Source organism: Protaetiibacter larvae (assembly GCF_008365275.1).
GTDB classification, from domain to species: Bacteria; Actinomycetota; Actinomycetes; order Actinomycetales; family Microbacteriaceae; genus Homoserinibacter; species Homoserinibacter larvae.
This window is the reverse complement of sequence record NZ_CP043504.1, coordinates 295,098-311,999: the sequence shown is the minus strand read 5'-3', so window position 1 is coordinate 311,999 and position 16,902 is coordinate 295,098. Positions and strand designations below refer to the sequence as shown.

15 protein-coding genes, 2 tRNA genes and 1 pseudogene are annotated in these 16,902 nt (G+C 70.6%); 12 read left to right on the top strand and 6 right to left on the bottom strand.

Features of this window, described 5'->3' with window-relative positions; genetic code table 11:
* The first annotated feature begins 32 nt into the window (after positions 1–32).
* The gene (locus tag FLP23_RS01420) at positions 33–1,430 is read left to right on the top strand and encodes a DNA cytosine methyltransferase (protein ID WP_149324226.1); all 1,398 of its coding nucleotides are present in this window, start codon (positions 33–35) and stop codon (positions 1,428–1,430) included.
* On the opposite strand, the gene FLP23_RS01415 is transcribed toward FLP23_RS01420, so the two are convergent.
* On the bottom strand, positions 1,427–2,269 hold the full coding sequence (locus FLP23_RS01415) for a hypothetical protein (RefSeq protein WP_149324225.1): 843 nt from the start codon (positions 2,267–2,269) through the stop codon (positions 1,427–1,429). The genes FLP23_RS01420 and FLP23_RS01415 overlap by 4 nt on opposite strands.
* 341 nt (positions 2,270–2,610) lie before the next feature.
* Positions 2,611–3,795 carry an IS481 family transposase gene (locus FLP23_RS01410; RefSeq protein WP_149324224.1) on the bottom strand — a complete coding sequence of 395 codons (1,185 nt, stop codon included), beginning with the start codon at positions 3,793–3,795 and terminating at the stop codon, positions 2,611–2,613.
* Positions 3,796–4,043: 248 nt separating this feature from the next.
* On the opposite strand from FLP23_RS01410, the gene FLP23_RS01405 reads away from it, so the two are divergent.
* The 3 genes from FLP23_RS01405 (at position 4,044) to FLP23_RS01395 (ending at position 7,143) form a co-directional block, all read left to right on the top strand.
* Positions 4,044–5,312, top strand: coding sequence for a hypothetical protein (locus FLP23_RS01405; protein ID WP_149324223.1), 1,269 nt, complete (start codon positions 4,044–4,046; stop codon positions 5,310–5,312).
* 88 nt (positions 5,313–5,400) lie between these two features.
* Positions 5,401–6,198: an inositol monophosphatase family protein gene (locus FLP23_RS01400; RefSeq protein ID WP_149324222.1), complete on the top strand. Its 798-nt coding sequence runs from the start codon at positions 5,401–5,403 to the stop codon at positions 6,196–6,198.
* A gap of 147 nt (positions 6,199–6,345) precedes the next feature.
* Positions 6,346–7,143, top strand: a complete 798-nt coding sequence (locus tag FLP23_RS01395; RefSeq protein WP_149324221.1) for a M23 family metallopeptidase — start codon at positions 6,346–6,348, stop codon at positions 7,141–7,143.
* A 21-nt stretch (positions 7,144–7,164) separates the two neighbouring features.
* Here FLP23_RS01395 and FLP23_RS01390 read toward each other — a convergent pair whose 3' ends face one another.
* On the bottom strand, positions 7,165–8,829 hold the full coding sequence (locus FLP23_RS01390) for a glycoside hydrolase family 13 protein (RefSeq protein WP_246140017.1): 1,665 nt from the start codon (positions 8,827–8,829) through the stop codon (positions 7,165–7,167).
* A gap of 90 nt (positions 8,830–8,919) precedes the next feature.
* On the opposite strand from FLP23_RS01390, the gene FLP23_RS01385 reads away from it, so the two are divergent.
* The 6 genes from FLP23_RS01385 (at position 8,920) to FLP23_RS01360 (ending at position 13,307) form a co-directional block, all read left to right on the top strand.
* Entirely contained in the window at positions 8,920–10,821 is a 1,902-nt protein-coding gene (locus FLP23_RS01385) for a glycoside hydrolase family 13 protein (protein WP_149324219.1), read from the top strand.
* A gap of 36 nt (positions 10,822–10,857) precedes the next feature.
* Positions 10,858–10,929 (top strand) — tRNA-Thr (locus tag FLP23_RS01380).
* A gap of 44 nt (positions 10,930–10,973) precedes the next feature.
* Positions 10,974–11,047: transfer RNA gene (locus tag FLP23_RS01375), tRNA-Met, on the top strand.
* A gap of 114 nt (positions 11,048–11,161) precedes the next feature.
* Positions 11,162–12,394, top strand: coding sequence for an IS481 family transposase (locus FLP23_RS01370; RefSeq protein ID WP_149324218.1), 1,233 nt, complete (start codon positions 11,162–11,164; stop codon positions 12,392–12,394).
* Between the two features lie 119 nt (positions 12,395–12,513).
* Complete coding sequence (locus FLP23_RS01365) at positions 12,514–12,789, top strand: type II toxin-antitoxin system TacA family antitoxin (RefSeq protein WP_149324217.1); 276 nt, start codon at positions 12,514–12,516, stop codon at positions 12,787–12,789.
* Positions 12,786–13,307: a GNAT family N-acetyltransferase gene (locus FLP23_RS01360; protein WP_149324216.1), complete on the top strand. Its 522-nt coding sequence runs from the start codon at positions 12,786–12,788 to the stop codon at positions 13,305–13,307. The genes FLP23_RS01365 and FLP23_RS01360 overlap by 4 nt, the downstream gene beginning before the upstream one ends.
* A 14-nt stretch (positions 13,308–13,321) precedes the next feature.
* Here FLP23_RS01360 and FLP23_RS01355 read toward each other — a convergent pair whose 3' ends face one another.
* The 3 genes and pseudogenes from FLP23_RS01355 to FLP23_RS01345 form a co-directional block, all read right to left on the bottom strand.
* Positions 13,322–14,137, bottom strand: a complete 816-nt coding sequence (locus tag FLP23_RS01355) for a hypothetical protein (protein WP_149324215.1) — start codon at positions 14,135–14,137, stop codon at positions 13,322–13,324.
* Between the two features lie 110 nt (positions 14,138–14,247).
* Positions 14,248–14,895: pseudogene (locus FLP23_RS01350) on the bottom strand (ABC transporter ATP-binding protein); the annotation flags it as partial.
* A gap of 134 nt (positions 14,896–15,029) precedes the next feature.
* Entirely contained in the window at positions 15,030–15,476 is a 447-nt protein-coding gene (locus FLP23_RS01345) for a MarR family winged helix-turn-helix transcriptional regulator (RefSeq protein ID WP_149324213.1), read from the bottom strand.
* Between the two features lie 78 nt (positions 15,477–15,554).
* Between FLP23_RS01345 and FLP23_RS01340 the strand changes: the two genes are divergently transcribed.
* A complete protein-coding gene (locus FLP23_RS01340) occupies positions 15,555–16,205 on the top strand; it encodes an FMN-dependent NADH-azoreductase (RefSeq protein WP_149324212.1) in 651 nt (216 codons plus the stop codon).
* A 9-nt stretch (positions 16,206–16,214) separates the two neighbouring features.
* Positions 16,215–16,820, top strand: a complete 606-nt coding sequence (locus FLP23_RS01335) for a response regulator transcription factor (RefSeq protein WP_149324211.1) — start codon at positions 16,215–16,217, stop codon at positions 16,818–16,820.
* Positions 16,821–16,902 lie beyond the last annotated feature (82 nt).

The window sequence follows — 16,902 nt, the reverse complement described above, 5'->3', positions numbered from 1 at the left end:
CAACGCCAGTGGGTGGCCAGTAGGGTTACCCTATGCGGGGCACTGGGACGGACACATCTGCACCTTCGGCACGTCGGCCGGTCGCTGTTGACCTGTTCGCTGGCGCTGGTGGACTTTCGCTCGGACTCGAACAGGCGGGCTTCGACGTCGTCGCCTCAGTGGAGTACGACCCTGTCCACGCCACCACTCACGCATTCAACTTCCCGCTCACCGAAGTCCTCTGCGACGACATCGGGAAACTGCCCGAGTCGACGCTTCGGCGGTCGGTCGAGCGGGGATGGGCCAACCATCACGGCGACGAGCCGTGGGACGGCGAGGTTGATCTTGTCGCCGGTGGTCCGCCCTGCCAGGGGTTCTCGTGGATCGGCAAGCGCCAGGTCGACGACGCGCGAAACGACCTGATCTTCCACTTCTTCCGGCTCGTGAACTCGCTTCGTCCGCGCTACTTTCTCATGGAGAATGTTCCGGGGATTGCCTCGGGCGAGCACAAGGAGTTGCTTGCCGACCTGATCCGCCGCTTCGAGAACGCCGGATACGTCGTGCCCAGCCCGCACATCCTCAATGCGGCTGACTACGGCGTGCCTCAGGACCGGCGGCGCTTCATCCTGCTCGGATACCGTGCGGACGTTGACCCGGTGGCGCACCCGGCGCCCGTCGTGCGCCCCGCGCGTCCGGTTCGCAGCACGCTGCGTTCGAACGTCGAGCCGTTGCCCGCGGGACCGACGGTTTGGGACGCCATTGGCGACCTTCCGGACCTCGATCAGTTCCCCGCGCTAGCGACCAGCGACGTGACTCCGCTCACGCGCGCGCAGCAGAACAAGATGGACCTTGCAGCGTCCGAGTACGCACGCCGCCTCCGCGGACTTGAGGACGACCCAACCGACTTCGCCTATCGGCGCAAGTGGGACCCTTCGGTTCTGACTTCGAGTTGGCAGACGCAGCACACCGACGTGTCTATTTCCCGGTTCGCTGCGACGGAGCAGGGCTCGACAGAGAAGGTGAGCCGTTTCCTACGTCTGGCTGAGGAAGGACTGTGCAACACCCTCCGGGCGGGCACCGGAGGCGAGCGCGGCGCTCACACGTCGCCTCGACCGCTTCACCCGCGGAACGCGCGAGTCCTCTCCGTTCGCGAGGCTGCGCGACTCCACTCCTTCCCCGACTGGTTCCGCCTCCACTCGACCAAGTGGAATGGCTTCCGGCAGATCGGCAATGCGGTCCCGCCAATCTTCGGTCGCGCGTTGGGTCGCGCCGTGATCGAGGCTCTGGGTGTGCAGCCGGCCAAGCCCGACGAGGTTCTCGAGCTCACTGACGAGCACCTTCTGTACATGGCAATGGGCGAGGCGACGAAGTACGCCGGAGCGTCGCACGACTCGATTCCGAAGTCGCGCCGCCGCTCGAAGCCCGAGCCGCGGCTTGCCGAGGCCGTCTAAGAGATTCCAGGGACAGGCGGCGTAAACATGAACGTCGCCTGAGAGACGGCAGTCAGCGTCTCGTCGGCAGATTCGACAGGGGCGAACTCCACGGCCCAGACCTCGGAGTCGCCGACGATCTTCAGTCCAAAGGGAATGACTCCGACGACGTCGGAGAGTTCGCCGCCCTGAGACGTGACAGTCTCGAACAGACTGTAGGAGGCGCGGGCGATCTGAGGAAGGTGCAGCGGCTCGCGGCGACCCTTCGCCTCTACCGAGAGCAGCCAGACGCCGTCGTCGCAGGTCACGCTGTATACGGCGTCCGATTCTCCGCCGCGCATCTTCACGCCGGTCTGCAAGAAGGAGACTTCGCGCACCTCTCGCTCAGACACGACGGCGAAGAAGGTCTCGATAGCAAACAGACGAGCAGTGACCTGCGCGAGCCAGTTCTCGTCCCGACGTCCGAGCGCTTTCATGGCCTGGGCCATGGACAGCGACTGGATGGTGAGCGGCACGACGTTGTGAGGATCGAACACCAGGATGTCGGGGAACGGCTCGGTCTGATCTTCTGCGACTGGCGTGAAGGCGAAGCACGCCTGGTCACCGGCGCCGATGGCATCCGTCCCGGTGAAGCCAGCCTCGAAGACCCTCGTCGGCCAGTTGTCGTTCGGTGTCGGGCTGCGCGTGAGGTCCTTCCAGAAGTTGGCCGGATTCGCGACGCTCAGCCGTGCGCCGGTCGCCTCGATACCCTCGCGGATGTCGTTGAACGTCACAATCGGGTCGCGCAGAAGCCGGGCCGCAGAGTCGTACTTTCGATTGAAGAAGATCCACTCGATGACTTGCGGCTTCTCGCTGGGCATGTGGAGATTGTGGCAGCCGCGCCGGTGTCCTTGCAGCCCCGCGGTCTGGGGGCATGCCCGAAGCCCCTCCGAAAACCCCTCCGTCTGAGTCGCGCCGCGCTGATCCGACCGGGTCCGAGTCCGTCCGCCTCCTACCCCTCGGAACACCCGGAAAGTCAGGGCAAGCCGGGCCACGGCGGCTCACGGCGGCTCACGGCGGATAGAGACGGAGCAGGCGGGGATGGCCGAAGCGACCGACTGTAAATCAGCCGGCTCAGCCTTCGGGGGTTCGAATCCCTCACTCGCCACCCTTGTGATGAGTCGGGACATGTGCGACAGGTGAGTCGCGACATGTGTGACGTTCACGTGGAAGCCCTGGGCCATCGGCCTGGGGCTTTCTTCGTGTTGCGCCAGTAGCTGTGGGTCGGTTCGATCTGGTTGGTGGCGATGACTTCGCCGGTGTCGAGGTGGATGACGGTCACGGTTTCGTGGTCGGCGATCGCGATGATGCGTTTGCGGTGGTGCTCGATGCCGATGCCGAGGTGGTGCATGCGTCCGGCGAGGCGGAAGGAGACTTTGCCGCGGTCGTCGACGTGGTCGTAGCGCAGTCGGTAGTGGCCGGATTCGATGCGTCGGGCGGGGAGGGCTTTCGGGGTGTCGCGGTAGGCGTCGCCGGGGGTCATGCGGTCTCTTGCGCGGTGGGGGCGGTGTTCGTTGTAGTGCTGCCGGAAGGCATCGAGTTGGTGCTGCAGCTCAGCCGGCGTGCGCGGGACGGGCTGAGCTGCGAGGAAGCGTTTCAGGGTCTGGTGGAAGCGTTCGATCTTGCCCTGGGTCTGCGGGTGGCCTGGGTGGCCGTTCTTCTGCTGGATGCCCAGCAGCGGCAAGGTGAGCTCGAACGCGTTCTTCCCGCCGACGAAGCGGGCGGTGTAGACGCTGCCGTTGTCGGTGAGTGTGGTCGCCGGCGGGCCGTAGGTGTCGATCAGGCGCAGGAAGTCGACGATCACGTCGTCGCCGGTGACGCGGCCGATCGCGGTGCAGCCCAGCAGGTAGCGGGAGTGGTCGTCGAGCCAGTTCAGGATTTCGATGTCGGTGCCGTCGGCCAGGTGCCAGTGAGTGAAGTCGGACTGCCAGGTGCCGTTGGGTTGTGCGGCCTCGAAACGGACGAACGAGTTCTTCGGGCGCTTTCTCGGTTCCGGGGTGACCAGGCCGGCGCGGGTGATGATCCGACGAATCGTCGCAGTCGACGGGACTGCATGTCCTGACTGCTCGAGATGCCAGGCGATCGTGATCGGGCCGGCATCCATCCCGGTGGCAGCGAGCTGACGGCGCAGTTCGATGATGCGCTGCCGAACCTCGTCGCTGGTCTGGTTCGGGTTCGATAGCGGGGCTCGGGAGCGGGGCTCGATCGCCTCCAGGCCCCCATTCCGGAACCGGGTCAGGAGCCGGTGCAGGTGCTGCCGGCTGATGCCGTAGCGGCGGGCGGCTTCCGACACCGTGAGCTGTCCGGCGGTGATCTGCAGGACCGCGACCTGATGCTTGTTCGACATCCATCGAGGCTGTCGCCCATGACGCGACTCATGTGTCGCGCATCACCTGTCGCCCATGTCGTGAATCCGGACACCTCACTCGCCACCCTCGTTCAGAGCCCCGCTTCGGCGGGGCTCTGTGCGTTCCGGTCGCCATCCTCGCGGCCCGCGTTCGGGGGCATGGCGAGCACGCCTCGAGCATCCCTACTCTGACGATGATCCCTGCCCGTGATCCATCGTTCGCGCCTGCTCTGGCGCTGAGGAGCCCCATGCCGTCGTCCCGCATCGCCTCGCTCGCCCTCGCCGCGACGGGAGCGCTCGCTCTCGTGGTCGTCGCGGGGGGCGCGGGCGCCTCCGCCGCCCCGTCGACGTTGCGCGAGGTGCGCTTCGAGGTCACCGACGTCGCAGCATCCGGCTTCACCAGCTGGACGGTTCCGGCGAACATCTGCGCGATCGACATTGAGGCCGCGGGCGGCGACGGCGGCGCCTCCTGGTCGGCGGCTGCCGGCCGCGCGACGGTCGGACGCGGCGCCGTCATCACGACGCGCACCTCGGTCTCCTCGGGCGAGGTGCTCACGATCGCGGTCGGCGCGACCGCGCAGATCGCGTTCGTCGGCAGCGCCGCCAGCAACGGGGGAGCGCCCGGCGGCGGCTCGACGCCTCCGGGAGCGCTCGGCGGCGGCGGGGGTGGCTGGAGCGGCGTCGCGACCGGAGCCGTGCCCGATGCCGGCAACATCGTCATCGTCGCCGCGGGCGGCGGTGGCGCGGGGAACGAGTCCGGTGCCCACGGCGGCGACGCGGGTGCGCCGGGCGCCACCGTGGGGGCTGCGGGCGGTGGCGCCCCGGCGTCCGAGTCGGCGGGCGGTCTCGGAGGAGCCGGCGCGCTGAACGGTGGGCCGGGCGGCTTCCTGACCGGCGGCGAAGGCGCGAACGGCGGCGGTGGCGGCGGGGCCGGATACTTCGGTGGCGGTGGCGGCGCCGTCTACGCCACCAACGGCGGTGGCGGCGGCGGATCGAGCTTCCCCTTCGCGGCGAGCCCGGATCGCCTGAGCTACGGCATCAAGTCGGGCTCCGACCAGGCGGACGGCTGGGTCGTGATCAGCTTCGACCCCGCCGACCCCGCCGACACCTGCGGTACGCCGGTCGCCTCCGCGATCGACGCGGCCGGCCACCCGCTCGCCGGGCAGGAGCTCGCGCTCGGCTCCGCCTTCACCCTGCAGGGCAGCGACTGGCCGGTCGGCGAGGTGCTCACGGTGACCTTCGAGTCGACGCCCGTGGTGCTCGGCACCGCCACCGTCGGCCCCGGCGGCACCTTCTCGTTCAGCGGCACCGTGCCGACGAGCGCGGATGCCGGAGCGCACTCGATCGTCATCACCCCGGCATCCGACACCCTCTCGGCATTCCGTTTCGCCCTCGCGGTGCCCGCGCTCGCCCCGACGGGCGCGGACGCGGCCCCGCTGCTCGGGATCGCCCTCGGGCTGGGTGCGCTCGGCATCGTGCTCGTCGCTGCGCGAGCCCGCCGGTCGTCGGCCGCCTGACCGGCTCTCGGCCTCGAAGAGGGCGGCCGCCACGAGGCGGAGGGCCCATCGGGACACCGAGGCACCGGTTCCTGCCAGGCTGGGGGGCATGAGCCTCGAACTGCTGGAACTCGCCCGCCGTATCGCCGTCGAGGCGGGGGAACTCGCGGCGTTGCGGCGCGGTGAGGGCGTCGAGGTGGCCGCCACCAAGTCGAGCATCGTCGACGTCGTGACGGCGGCCGATCGCGAGGTCGAAGAGCTCATCCGGGCCCGGATCGCAGCGGCTCGCCCGGATGACGCGATCCTCGGCGAGGAGGGCGGCACCACGGGCGGCACGAGCGGCATCACCTGGGTGGTCGACCCGATCGACGGCACCGTCAACTACCTCTATGGCATCCCGCACTACGCCGTCAGCATCGCGGTCGTGGAGGGCGAGCCCGACCCGCTCAGCTGGACGGTGCTCGCGGGTGCCGTGTTCAACCCCGCACGCGGGGAGCTGTTCACCGCGGCACTCGGCGGTGGCGCGCACCTCGACGACCGCCCCATCCGGGTCGCGGACGCGGTGCCGCTGCCGCTCGCGCTCCTCGCGACCGGCTTCGCGTACGACGCGGGGATGCGCGAACGTCAGGGCGAGGCGGTCGCCCGGCTGCTGCCGCAGGTGCGCGACATCCGCCGCTTCGGAACCGCCTCGCTCGACCTGGGCGCCGTCGCGAGCGGGCGCATCAACGGCTACTTCGAGCGCACCCTGAGCCCCTGGGATCACGCCGCCGGCACCCTCATCGCCCGTGAGGCGGGCGCGACGGTGAAAGGGCTCGGCGTCGATCGGCCGAGCCGCGACTTCCTGATCGCGGGGCATCCGGAGCTCGTGGCACCGCTCGAGGAGCTGCTGCTGCGGCTCGGCGCCTGACGCCTCCGGCGGGTGCCACCGGGGGCCGGACTGGCCGCCCCGGAAGGGCTTGGGTACCATCGAAAGCACCCAGGGCCCGCGAATCGTGTCGCGCGCGGAGCCCGTCGACCCGAACCCCGACCGGCGGGGACGACCGGAGGAGGGCGCATGAATCACGTCGCGCCCGTCGCCCGCACCCGCCGCGAGCGTCGCGACGACGAGCGTCGCCGCGTCGTCACCGGACGCTCCGGCACCCGCCGTGCCGTCGGGTCGCGCGTGCTGTCGTTCGGTGTGCTCGCCGTCGTCGGGGCGTTCCTCGTGGGGGTCTCGGTGCCCGCCACGGCGCTCGGCGTGATCACCCCGGCGGATGCCGCGGGCACCGCCCCGGCACTCGCGGCGGCCGTCACCGAGCCGGGTCAGGAGGTCGACGTCCACGGCGACCTGGCCGAATCGGTCGAGGCCCGTGACGGCTTCGAGGTGAAGTCGTGGGCCGAGGTGCTGCGCGAGAAGTACGGCCCCCGCAACTACAGCTACACCGTGGGGTCCGGCGCGATCCGCTGGCCGTTCCCGTACGCGGTGCCCATCTCATCCGGTTACGGGCAGCGGGTGGCCGCGTGCAACGGCTGCTCCACCGACCACAAGGGCATCGACTTCGTGCCGGGCCTCGGCGCGCCGATCTACGCGATCGCCGACGGCGTCGTCGTGGAGCACGAGGAGAACCACTGGAGCTTCGGCAACACGGTCGTGCTGCAGCATCAGATCGACGGTCAGGTGGTCGAGACCCGCTACGCCCACATGCAGCTGTCGTCGTCGCCGTTGCAGCTCGGCGACACGGTCGCCGTGGGCGACTTCATCGGGCTCGTCGGGCAGACGGGTGTCGCGACCGCCCCGCACCTGCACTTCGAGGTGATCGTGGAGGGCGCGCACGTCGACCCCTTCGTCTGGCTCACCGAGCACGCCAGCTGAACCGGCGGGGCGCACCCGGCGTCAGTCCGCGACGAGCCAGACCGTCGTGTCGCCCGGGATGCGGTCGGCGCCGAGCGGTCCGCTCGCCAGGACCACGCGCCCCGCGGGCAGCGGCGTCGTGCCCGCGCCCGTGTTGGCGACGACCGTGACGGCGCCGTTGCGCAGCACGAGCACCTCCGGGTCCTCGCTCGGCAGCCACTCGACGGTCCCCGAGCCGAGCCCGTGCGCGCGTCGGGCGGCGAGCGCCGAGCGGTAGAACTCGAGGGTCGACTCCGGAACCCCCTGCTGGGCGTCGCGCGCGTAGCTGGGCCAGTAGACGGGCTGCGGCAGCCAGCTCTCGGCGGTCGGGCCGAAGCCCGCGCCGGGGGCGTCCGCCTCCCAGGGCAGCGGCACGCGGCATCCGTCGCGCCCGTAGGTCTTGCCGCCGGTGCGGAAGAAGCTCGGGTCCTGGCGGGCCTCGTCGGGAAGGTCGATCACCTCGGGGAGCCCCAGCTCCTCGCCCTGGTACAGGTAGGAGGAGCCGGGCAGGCTCAGCATGAAGCCGGTCGCCGCGCGGGCGCGGCGGAGGCCCACCACCTCGTCGGGGTGCGACTCCGACTTCGGCCCCAGCCCCTGGCCCTGCGGCGGCGGGGGCGTGAGCCCGAGGCGCGTCGCGTGACGGATGACGTCGTGGTTGGAGAGCACCCAGGTGCTCGGCGCGCCGACACCGCCGAATGCGGCGAGCGAGCGGTCGACGACCGCGCGGAGGGCATCGGCCTCCCACGGTGTCTCGAGGTAACTGAAGTTGAAGGTCTGGTGCATCTCGTCGGGGCGCACCCAGTTGGCGAGCTTCGCGAGCGGCTCCACCCAGGCCTCGCCGGCGAGGATGCGGCCGGGGCCGTACGCGGCCAGCACGGCGTGCCAGTCGCGGTAGATCTCGTGCACGCCGTCCTGCGCCCAGAACGGGGCGTCGGTCTCGTTGCCGCCCATGCTGCCGCCGTCGACCGCGGGCGGCGTGTAGTCGGGCAGGCCGGGAGCCTTCGCGAGCCCGTGCGCCACGTCCACCCGGAAGCCGTCGACGCCGCGGTCGAGCCAGAAGCGCAGCACCCCGCGGAAGTACTCGCGCACCTCGGGGTTGGTCCAGTCGAAGTCGGGCTGCGAACTGTCGAAGAGGTGCAGGTACCACTGGCCGGGCGTGCCGTCGGGTTCCGTGACGCGCGTCCAGGCGCCGCCGCCGAACACCGACTCCCAGTTGTTGGGCGGCAGCTGTCCGAGTGCGCCCTTCCCGTCGCGGAACAGGTAGCGGGCGCGCTCGGGGGAGCCGGCGGGTGCGGCGAGCGCCTCCTGGAACCAGCGGTGCGCGCTCGAGGAGTGGTTGGGGACGAGGTCGATGAGCACGCGCAGGCCGAGTTCGTGGGCGGTCGCGAGCATCGCGTCGAAGTCGGCGAGGGTGCCGAAGATCGGATCCACGTCGCAGTAGTCGGCGACGTCGTAGCCGGCGTCGGCCTGCGGCGAGGTGAAGAACGGAGAGAGCCAGATCGCGTCGACGCCGAGCTCGGCGAGCGCCGGGAGGCGGTGTGTGATGCCGGGCAGGTCGCCGATGCCGTCGCCGTCGGAGTCCGCGAAGGAGCGCGGGTAGACCTGGTAGATGACGGCGGTGCGCCACCAGTCGTCGCGGTCGGTGGCGCGGGGGGTCGTCGAGTTCACGGGGGGATCCTTCGATCGGTCGGGCACGGCTGCTCCTCGAATGCTACTTCCCGAAATCTCCCCGCAACCGGGGTCGGATATCGTGCCCGCATGTCGCTTCCCGACGCCCTCGCGGGTCACGCTGCGCCGCCCCTCGCGGGGCTGCCGCACCACGACGGATCGCCGCTGTACGTCTCGACGCAGCATCCCGGACTCGGCCAGGCGGTGGGGGTGCGCGTGCGGGTGCCGCGGCGTTTCGGCGCGCTGCGCCAGGCGCGGGTGCGCTCCAACCCCGACCGCGAGCCGCGCTACGCCGAGGCGCGCATCGTGCACGAGACCCCGGATGCCGTGTGGTGGCAGGCGGAGCTCGTGGTCGAGAACCCCGTCCACGGCTACCGCTTCCTGCTGGAGGACGCGGCAGGCGGCACCTGGTGGCTCACCTCGAAGGGGCTCTCGCACATCGAGACGCGCGACGTGGACGACTTCCGGCTCGTGACGCATCCGGCCCCGCCCGCGTGGGGCGAATCCATGGTGATGTACCAGGTGTTCCCCGACCGTTTCGCGCGCTCGGCCGCCGCCGACGAGCGCACCCCGCCGGAGTGGGCCCTGCCGGCGGCCTGGGGCGACGAGGTGATCCATCAGGGGCCGGGCACCGGCGAGCAGTTCTTCGGCGGCGACCTGGCGGGCGTCGAGGAGCATCTCGACCATCTCGACTCGCTCGGGGTGAACCTGCTCTACCTCACCCCGGTGTTCCCCGGGCGATCCAACCACCGCTACGACGCGCTCTCCTTCGACCACGTCGACCCGCAGCTCGGCGGCGACGAGGCGCTCGTGTCGCTCGTGGCGGCGGCGCACGCCCGCGGCATCCGCGTGATCGGCGACCTCACCACCAACCATTCGGGCGACGCCCACGAGTGGTTCCGGGCGGCGTACGGCAACCCGGAGGCGGCCGAGAGCGCCTTCTACCTGTGGCTCGACGACGGCCAGACCGACTACGTGTCGTGGCTGGGATTCCGCAGCCTGCCGAAGTTCAACTGGGGCTCGGCCGAGCTGCGCGCGCGCTTCATCGAGGGCCCGGATTCCGTGGTCGCCCGGTACCTGCAGCCCCCGTTCTCGCTCGACGGCTGGCGCATCGACGTGGCCAACATGACGGGCCGGCACCGCGAGGAGGACCTCAACGAGGAGGTGCGCCGCACGGTGCGCCGCACCATGGTGGAGGTGAACCCCGACACCCTGCTCGTCGGCGAGTCGACCAACGACGCCGCGATCGACTTCACCGGCGACGCCTGGCACGGCGCCATGACCTACGCCAACTTCACCCGGCCGCTGTGGAACTGGCTCTCGGTGCCCGGCAGCCCGGCGGGCGGCGGCCTCGGCATGACGCTCGGCCGAACGGTCGACTACACGGGCCGCGACTTCTACGCCGCCCACCGCGAGTTCGCGGCGGCGTTCCCGTGGCGCATCCGCCTGCACACCATGAACGCGCTCGACACGCACGACACCCCGCGTTTCCTCACCTCGGCGCGCCCGGGTGTGCTGCCGGCGGCCGTCGGGCTCGCGATGACGCTCCCGGGCATCCCCGTGGTGTGGGCGGGTGACGAGTTCGGCCTGACCGCGGCCGACGGCGAGCAGGCTCGCACCCCGATGCCGTGGGGTAGCGTGGAGCGGTCGGCGGACACGATCGGGCTGTACCGCCGGCTCATCGCCCTCAAGCGAGAGCATCCCGCTCTCAACGGGGGCGGGATCCGGTGGCTGCTCGCCACAGACGATGCCGTCGCGTTCGTCCGGGAGACGGCCGAGGAGTGCGTCCTCGTGCTCGCCGCCCGCGCGGCCGCCGACGTCGACCTCGCGGGTGAGCTGCCGGATGACGCCGAGCTCCTCGAGGGCGCGGTGTCGTGGAGCGCGGGGCTCGTGCATGTGCCCGGTCCCGCGTTCCACGCCTGGCGTCTGCCGGGGGTCGAGCTGCCCTCCTGGGAGGGCCTCCCCGCGTCCTTCGGACCCTCGGCCGGATGATAGGCTGTCGCGGTGCCGCGGCGAGATCCGCGGTCCGCCCCGATAGCTCAGTGGTAGAGCACTTCCATGGTAAGGAAGGGGTCGTCAGTTCAATCCTGACTCGGGGCTCTGTTCGTCGGAGCGGGGCTCCACCCCTGCGCCGGCGAACTCGTGGCTGAGTAGCTCAGTTGGTGAGAGCGCACGACTCATAATCGTGAGGTCGCGGGTTCGAGTCCCGCCTCAGCTACTTCTCCAGTGTGTTACTTCGCCTGATTGGTGTCATTCGGCATCCGGGTGATGGGTAACACGCTTCCGGTTGATGGGTAACGCCGGTTTCGGTTGATGGGTGACACTCCCGAGTATGCGGGAGTTGAGCGTGTCAGAGCAGCGGTATCAGGCCGTGCTTGCCGTTATCAAGGACGGGGCGACGGTGACGGAGGTCGCGGCCCGGTTCGGGGTGTCGCGGAAGACGGTCCATCAGTGGTTGGCCCGGTATGAGGCGGACGGCCTCGAGGGTCTCGCCGATCGGTCGCATCGGCCGCGCTCCTCGCCGTTGCAGATGCCCGCGGTCGTCGAGGTCGCGCTCGTCGACCTGCGGCGCAGGCATCCGTCATGGGGGCCGCGGCGGCTGGTCTATGAGCTGGAGCGGTCCGGGCTCGAGCCGGTGCCGTCGGAGTCGGGGGCGTATCGGGCGCTGCTGCGCTTCGGGCTGATCGATCCGGCGGCAAGGCGACCGCGGGATCGGAAGTGGAAGCGGTGGGAGCGGGGTCGGGCGATGGAGTTGTGGCAGATGGACGTCGTCGGCGGGTTCCTGCTCGACGACGGGCGGAAGGCGAAGGCGCTGACCGGGATCGATGACCACTCCCGGTTCTGTGTGAGCGCGTTCCTGATGCTGCGGGAGAGCGCGAGCAGTGTCGCCGAGGGCCTCCGGCTCGCGCTGGAGCGGTATGGGCTGCCGGGCCAGGTGCTCACCGATAACGGGAAGGTGTTCACGGGTCGGTTCAACCAGCCGCCCGTGGAGATGCTGTTCGACCGGATCCTGCGTGAGCAGGGTGTGGAGCATCTGCTGACCCAGCCGAGATCGCCGACGACCACGGGCAAGGTCGAGCGGTTCCATCGGGCGCTGCGCACCGAGTTCCGCACCGACCGGGTGTTCGCGTCGTTGGCGGCCGCGCAGGCCGAGCTCGACGCCTGGGTCGTCGACTACAACACCCGCAGGCCGCATCAGGCAATCGGCATGGTCCCGCCCGCCGAGCGGTTCCTTGCCGCCTCGACGGCGCCCGCGGTGCCGATCCGGCCCACATCGGACACGGCCCGACCGATGGCTGCGCGGGGCGACGGGGACTGGGTCGCGAGGCGCGCGAACGCGGTCGGGGTGATCACGGTGAACTGGCAGCAGATCGTCCTCGGCAAGGCCGCCGCGGGACGGGACCTCGACGTGTGGGTCACCGACGAGGTGATCCAGGTCTATGACGGCGACCAGCTGCTGCGCACCCAGCTACGGCAAGGTTCCGGCGACGTCCGCAAGAAGCGTGCCTCCATCCCCGGAGGCCGATCTACAGTGAAGACGAGTGGCACCCATCACCCGGAGTAGGTGTGTCACCCATCAACCGAAAGCAGACACAGCTACTTCTCCAGGAAGGCCCCGCTCCGGCGGGGCTTTGTTGTTTCGACGGCCTCGCGCTGTACGGCGATTCGCCGTACAATCGCACAATGGCCTCCGCACTCAAGAACGATCGCCTCGAGCTGCGGCTGACCGCCCAACAGAAGCGGACCATCGAACAGGCGGCGACGATCTCGGGTCAGTCGGTGACCGAGTTCTCGGTACCGCGGCTGGTGGAGGAGGCGACCGAGGTCATCAGGCAGGAACGCGAGCTGCACATGTCCGCGGAAGCCTGGGAGGCGTTCAACGCCGTCCTCGACCGTCCGGCGGCACCGGTCGCCCGATTGGCCGAGCTTCTGCGTCGGCCCTCGGTGTTCACGGATTGACCTCGTTCGCCCGGCCGCGATCACTCGCGCTCGACGATGAGGTCTCCGCCTTCCACAGCGGCGTCCCGAGTCTGGACGACTGGTTGACGCTTCGCGCGATCAAGAACGAGGCGGCCGGAACCTCGCGGACCTTCGTGTCGATCGAGCGCGAAAGCGGGCGGATCGCCGGCTACTACTGCCTCAGCTCTTCGTCGATCTCGCGAGTCGATGCCGGGAGCCCCCTCGGACGGAACGCGCCCGACCCGATCCCGGTGATCCTCATCGGCCGACTCGCCGTCGACGAACGCTTCACCGGACAGGGGGTGGGGGCATCGCTGTTGCAGGACGCGGTTCTCAAGGGGATCGAGGCATCGCATCTCGTCGGCTCGCGCGCCTTCCTCGTCCACGCCCTGAGCGAGGCCGCCGCATCCTTCTACGCCCGTTTCGGGTTCGCGGCGGTCCCGCATTCGCAGCGGGTGATGTACCTGCTCACCCACGATGCCGAGGCGACGATCGCCGGAATCACCACGCGGGGGTGAACAGCGCGCTCCGCTCAGACGTCGCGGCGCCGGAACGACCAGGCAGCGGCGAGGGATGCCGTGAGCACCCATGCGGCCGTGCCCAGGACGCCGGTGGAGATCTGCTCCACCCCGAGGGCGTCCCACGGGGTGGCGAGCACAAGGGTGAAGCTCGTCGGCAGCACGGCCCCGAGCGCAGGACCGACCATCGGCACGAGCGGAAGCAGCCCGGGCGCGAGCAGGACGAGTCCGAGCGCGATGCCGGCTGCCGCAGCGGTGCTGCGCACGAGGAAGGCGATGCCGCTGGCGACCACCGCGATCGCGGCGATGCCGGTGGCCGCGCCGAGCGCGGTTTGCAGGAGCACGCCGTCCACGGCGAGGGGATGCCCGAATTCCGCGAAGACCGGCGCGGTGATGCCGAGGGTCGCCGCCGTCGAGGCGGCGCCGATCGCCAGACCGAGGAGCGCGCTGAGCGTGAGCTTGGCGAGCACGATCCGCCCCCGCCGCTGCACGGCGGCCGCCGTGGCGGCGATCGCGCCCGTCGAGCGGTCGCTCGACACGATGAGCACGCCGAGCGTCGCCGCGAAAGCCTGCGTGAACAGCACGCCGTAGCCGATCATCGCGAGTGCGGGGCGATCGCCGAAGGAGCGCGCGATGATCTCGGCGGAGCTCACCCCCTCGTCCGCGTCGCCTGCGACGACGGCCGCCGCGACGACCGCGGCGAATCCTGCCGACAGGGCGACCGCGAGCACGGCGGTCCAGACCGTCGAGCGCGTGCTGCGGAAGGTGATCCATTCCGCGCGGAGCATGCGGGGTGCGGTCACCCCGAGCGGGGCGGTGAGGATGGACATGGCGGGTCCTTTCGAAGGAGCGCGGGTCACTCGGCGTTCGGGTGGCCGGCGGCGAATGCGAGTCGGGTGCGGGTGAGGGCGAGGTAGGCGTCCTCGAGCGAGTCGTGCGCGGCCAGCAGTTCGGCGAGGCTCGCGTCGGCGAGAAGCCGCCCCTGGCCGATCACGAGGATGCGGTCGGCGGTGAGGGCCAGCTCGGCCATCAGGTGCGACGACAGCAGCACGGTGCGGCCCTCGTCGGCGAGCCGCCGCAGCAGCTCGCGGATCCAGATGACGCCGTCGGGATCGAGCCCGTTGATCGGCTCGTCGAGCACGAGGGCGCTCGGGTGCCCGAGAAGGGCCGCGGCGATGCCGAGGCGCTGCGACATCCCGAGCGAGAACCCGCCGACGCGGCGGTGCGCCGCGGAGCCGAGCCCGGCGAGCTCGATGACCTCGTCGACCCGGCGGCGGGGGATGCCCTGGGTGGCGGCGAGGGCACGGAGGTGCTGGTCGGCCCGGCGGCCGGGGTGCAGTTGCCGCGCGTCGAGCAGCACGCCGAGCTCGGCGAGAGGCATCCGGTGCTCGCGCATCGGCCGACCGTTCACGCGCACCTCGCCCGCGGTGGGGCGGATGAGCCCCGCGATCGCGCGGAGGGCGGTGGTCTTGCCGGCGCCGTTGGGGCCGAGGAAGCCGGTGACGGTGCCGGGCTCGGCACGGAACGAGATGTCGTCGACGGCGGTGAGCCGTCCGAACTGATGGGTGAGGTGCCTGACTTCGATCACGGTGGGGTGCTCCTTCGTCTGTGCAGAGCCCCCGGGGGGCTCACGACACGACGCTAGGAAGGCGGCGCACGCCCGGCATCCGACCGCGGTATCCGATCGGAGGGCCGCGTGGTACCGCGGTACCGCCCCGTGGGCTACCGCTCGTCGTCGGCCGCGCGGGCGGCCGCGAGCAGCCGCTCGAGACCCTCGGCGACCACCGCGAGTTCGGCATCGGGCAGTCGCCCGACCTCGTCGTCGATGGCCGGCAGGTACACCTTCCGGGCGGCCTGGAACCTGCGGAGGCCTTCGGGGGTGAGGGCGGCGAAGGAGGAGCGACCGTCATCCGGGTTCGCCTCCCGGACCACGAGGCCGGCCCGGCTCAGCTCGTCGACGAGTCGGCTCACCCGGGTGCGGCTCAGCACGACCCGCTCGCCGAGCTCGCCCATCGTGAGGCGGCCGTCGGCGAGCCAGAGCTCGAGCAGGACGTCGTACCAGGTGAGCGGCAGGCCGGTGGCGCGCTGCACCGTGCGGTCGAGGCGCGGCAGCACGAGCGCCTCGAATCGCAGGAGGGAGTCCCAGATGCGTTCCGCGTCGCTGTGCACACCACGAGCCTAGTGGATTGCGTGCATACGCACATATGTGATAGCGTGCGCACGCACATAAATCACGAAAGGTTCGCCATGACCCGTCTTCTCCACCTCTCCGCCTCCCCGCGCGGCGAAGCATCCGAATCCCTCGCCCTCGCCCGGCGCTACCTCGACACCGTCCGCGCCGCCCGCCCCGACGTCGTCATCGACGAATGGGACCTCTGGGACGGCAGCCTGCCGTCCTTCGGCCCCGACGGCGCGGGCGCCAAGATGCGCATCTTCGCGGGGGAGGACCCCGTCGGCCCGCAGGAGGTGGCGTGGCACCGCGCGCGGCTCGCCTTCGAGCGCTTCGCCGCCGCCGACCACTACCTGTTCAGCGTGCCGATGTGGAACGCCTCGGTGCCGTACATCCTCAAGCAGTTCATCGACGTGGTCAGCCAACCCGGCATGGTGTTCGGCTTCCACCCCGTCGACGGCTACTCCGGCCTGCTGCGCGGCCGCAGCGCCAGCGCGATCTACACGGGCGCCGTCTACGGGGAGGATCGCGGGCCGGCGTTCGGCAGCGACTTCCAGCAGCCCTACCTCGAGGACTGGCTGCGCTGGACGGGCATCGACGACATCCGCGCCGTGGCGTTCCGCCCCAACCTGGCGACCGCGGATGCCGATGCCGGTCGTCGGGCAGCCCAGGCGGACGCGGTGGCCGCCGCCCAGGAGCTGCTGCGCCGCATCGCCCGGGCCTCGTAGGGGCTTGTCGTGAACGCCACCGCCCGGCCGATCCGGGTCGTGCTCGCCGACCGCGACCCCCTCGTGCGGCTCGGCCTGCGCACGCTCCTTGAGAGCGAAGGGGAGTTCGACGTCGTGGGCGAGGCCTCCGACCCCGCCGCGGCGCTGGCGTTGGCGAGGGAGCGCGAGCCCGAGCTGGTCGTCGCGACGCCCCGGCTTCTCGAACTGCTCGGCGACCGCGCGCGTCCGGCAGCGGATGAGGCACCCCACGGGGCGCGCGCCGGGGCGGAGCGCGATCCCCGCCTCGAGGAGCTCACCGACCGCGAGTTCGAGATCTTCCGGCTCATCGCGCACGGCTGCAGCAACCCCGAGCTGTCGGCGCGGCTGTACCTCGCGGAGTCGACGATCAAGACCCACGTGGGTCGCATCCTCATGAAGCTCGGTGCCCGGGATCGGGTCGAGCTGGTGATGCGCGGCTACGACACCGGGGTCGTCGGTGTCGGTGGTCCGTGGCATTCTGACGATGCGGATGCGACACGCCGAACCACAACATCTAGGGGAATGACAAAGGTGGAATTCCCGTTATATAGTGAGAACCCACCGCGGGAGATCCCACGGTCCACCACGAAAGCTTGAGGGAGGTTGCCATGAACGACGTCGACACCGTCGGTGGCTACGCAGTTCCGGTCGACCCGATGGACGACCTCTACTGCGAGTC

What these genes read in the sequence shown, in the direction of transcription:
- FLP23_RS01415 (WP_149324225.1), bottom strand. Translation starts at nt 2,269, where the DNA reads ATGCCCAGCGAGAAGCCGCAAGTCATCGAGTGGATCTTCTTCAATCGA.
- FLP23_RS01410 (WP_149324224.1), bottom strand. Translation starts at nt 3,795, where the DNA reads ATGTCGAACAAGCATCAGGTCGCGGTCCTGCAGATCACCGCCGGACAG.
- FLP23_RS01365 (WP_149324217.1), top strand. Translation starts at nt 12,514, where the DNA reads ATGGCCTCCGCACTCAAGAACGATCGCCTCGAGCTGCGGCTGACCGCC.
- FLP23_RS01370 (WP_149324218.1), top strand. Translation starts at nt 11,162, where the DNA reads ATGCGGGAGTTGAGCGTGTCAGAGCAGCGGTATCAGGCCGTGCTTGCC.
- FLP23_RS01405 (WP_149324223.1), top strand. Translation starts at nt 4,044, where the DNA reads ATGCCGTCGTCCCGCATCGCCTCGCTCGCCCTCGCCGCGACGGGAGCG.
- FLP23_RS01420 (WP_149324226.1), top strand. Translation starts at nt 33, where the DNA reads ATGCGGGGCACTGGGACGGACACATCTGCACCTTCGGCACGTCGGCCG.
- FLP23_RS01400 (WP_149324222.1), top strand. Translation starts at nt 5,401, where the DNA reads ATGAGCCTCGAACTGCTGGAACTCGCCCGCCGTATCGCCGTCGAGGCG.
- FLP23_RS01355 (WP_149324215.1), bottom strand. Translation starts at nt 14,137, where the DNA reads ATGTCCATCCTCACCGCCCCGCTCGGGGTGACCGCACCCCGCATGCTC.
- FLP23_RS01385 (WP_149324219.1), top strand. Translation starts at nt 8,920, where the DNA reads ATGTCGCTTCCCGACGCCCTCGCGGGTCACGCTGCGCCGCCCCTCGCG.
- FLP23_RS01395 (WP_149324221.1), top strand. Translation starts at nt 6,346, where the DNA reads ATGAATCACGTCGCGCCCGTCGCCCGCACCCGCCGCGAGCGTCGCGAC.
- FLP23_RS01340 (WP_149324212.1), top strand. Translation starts at nt 15,555, where the DNA reads ATGACCCGTCTTCTCCACCTCTCCGCCTCCCCGCGCGGCGAAGCATCC.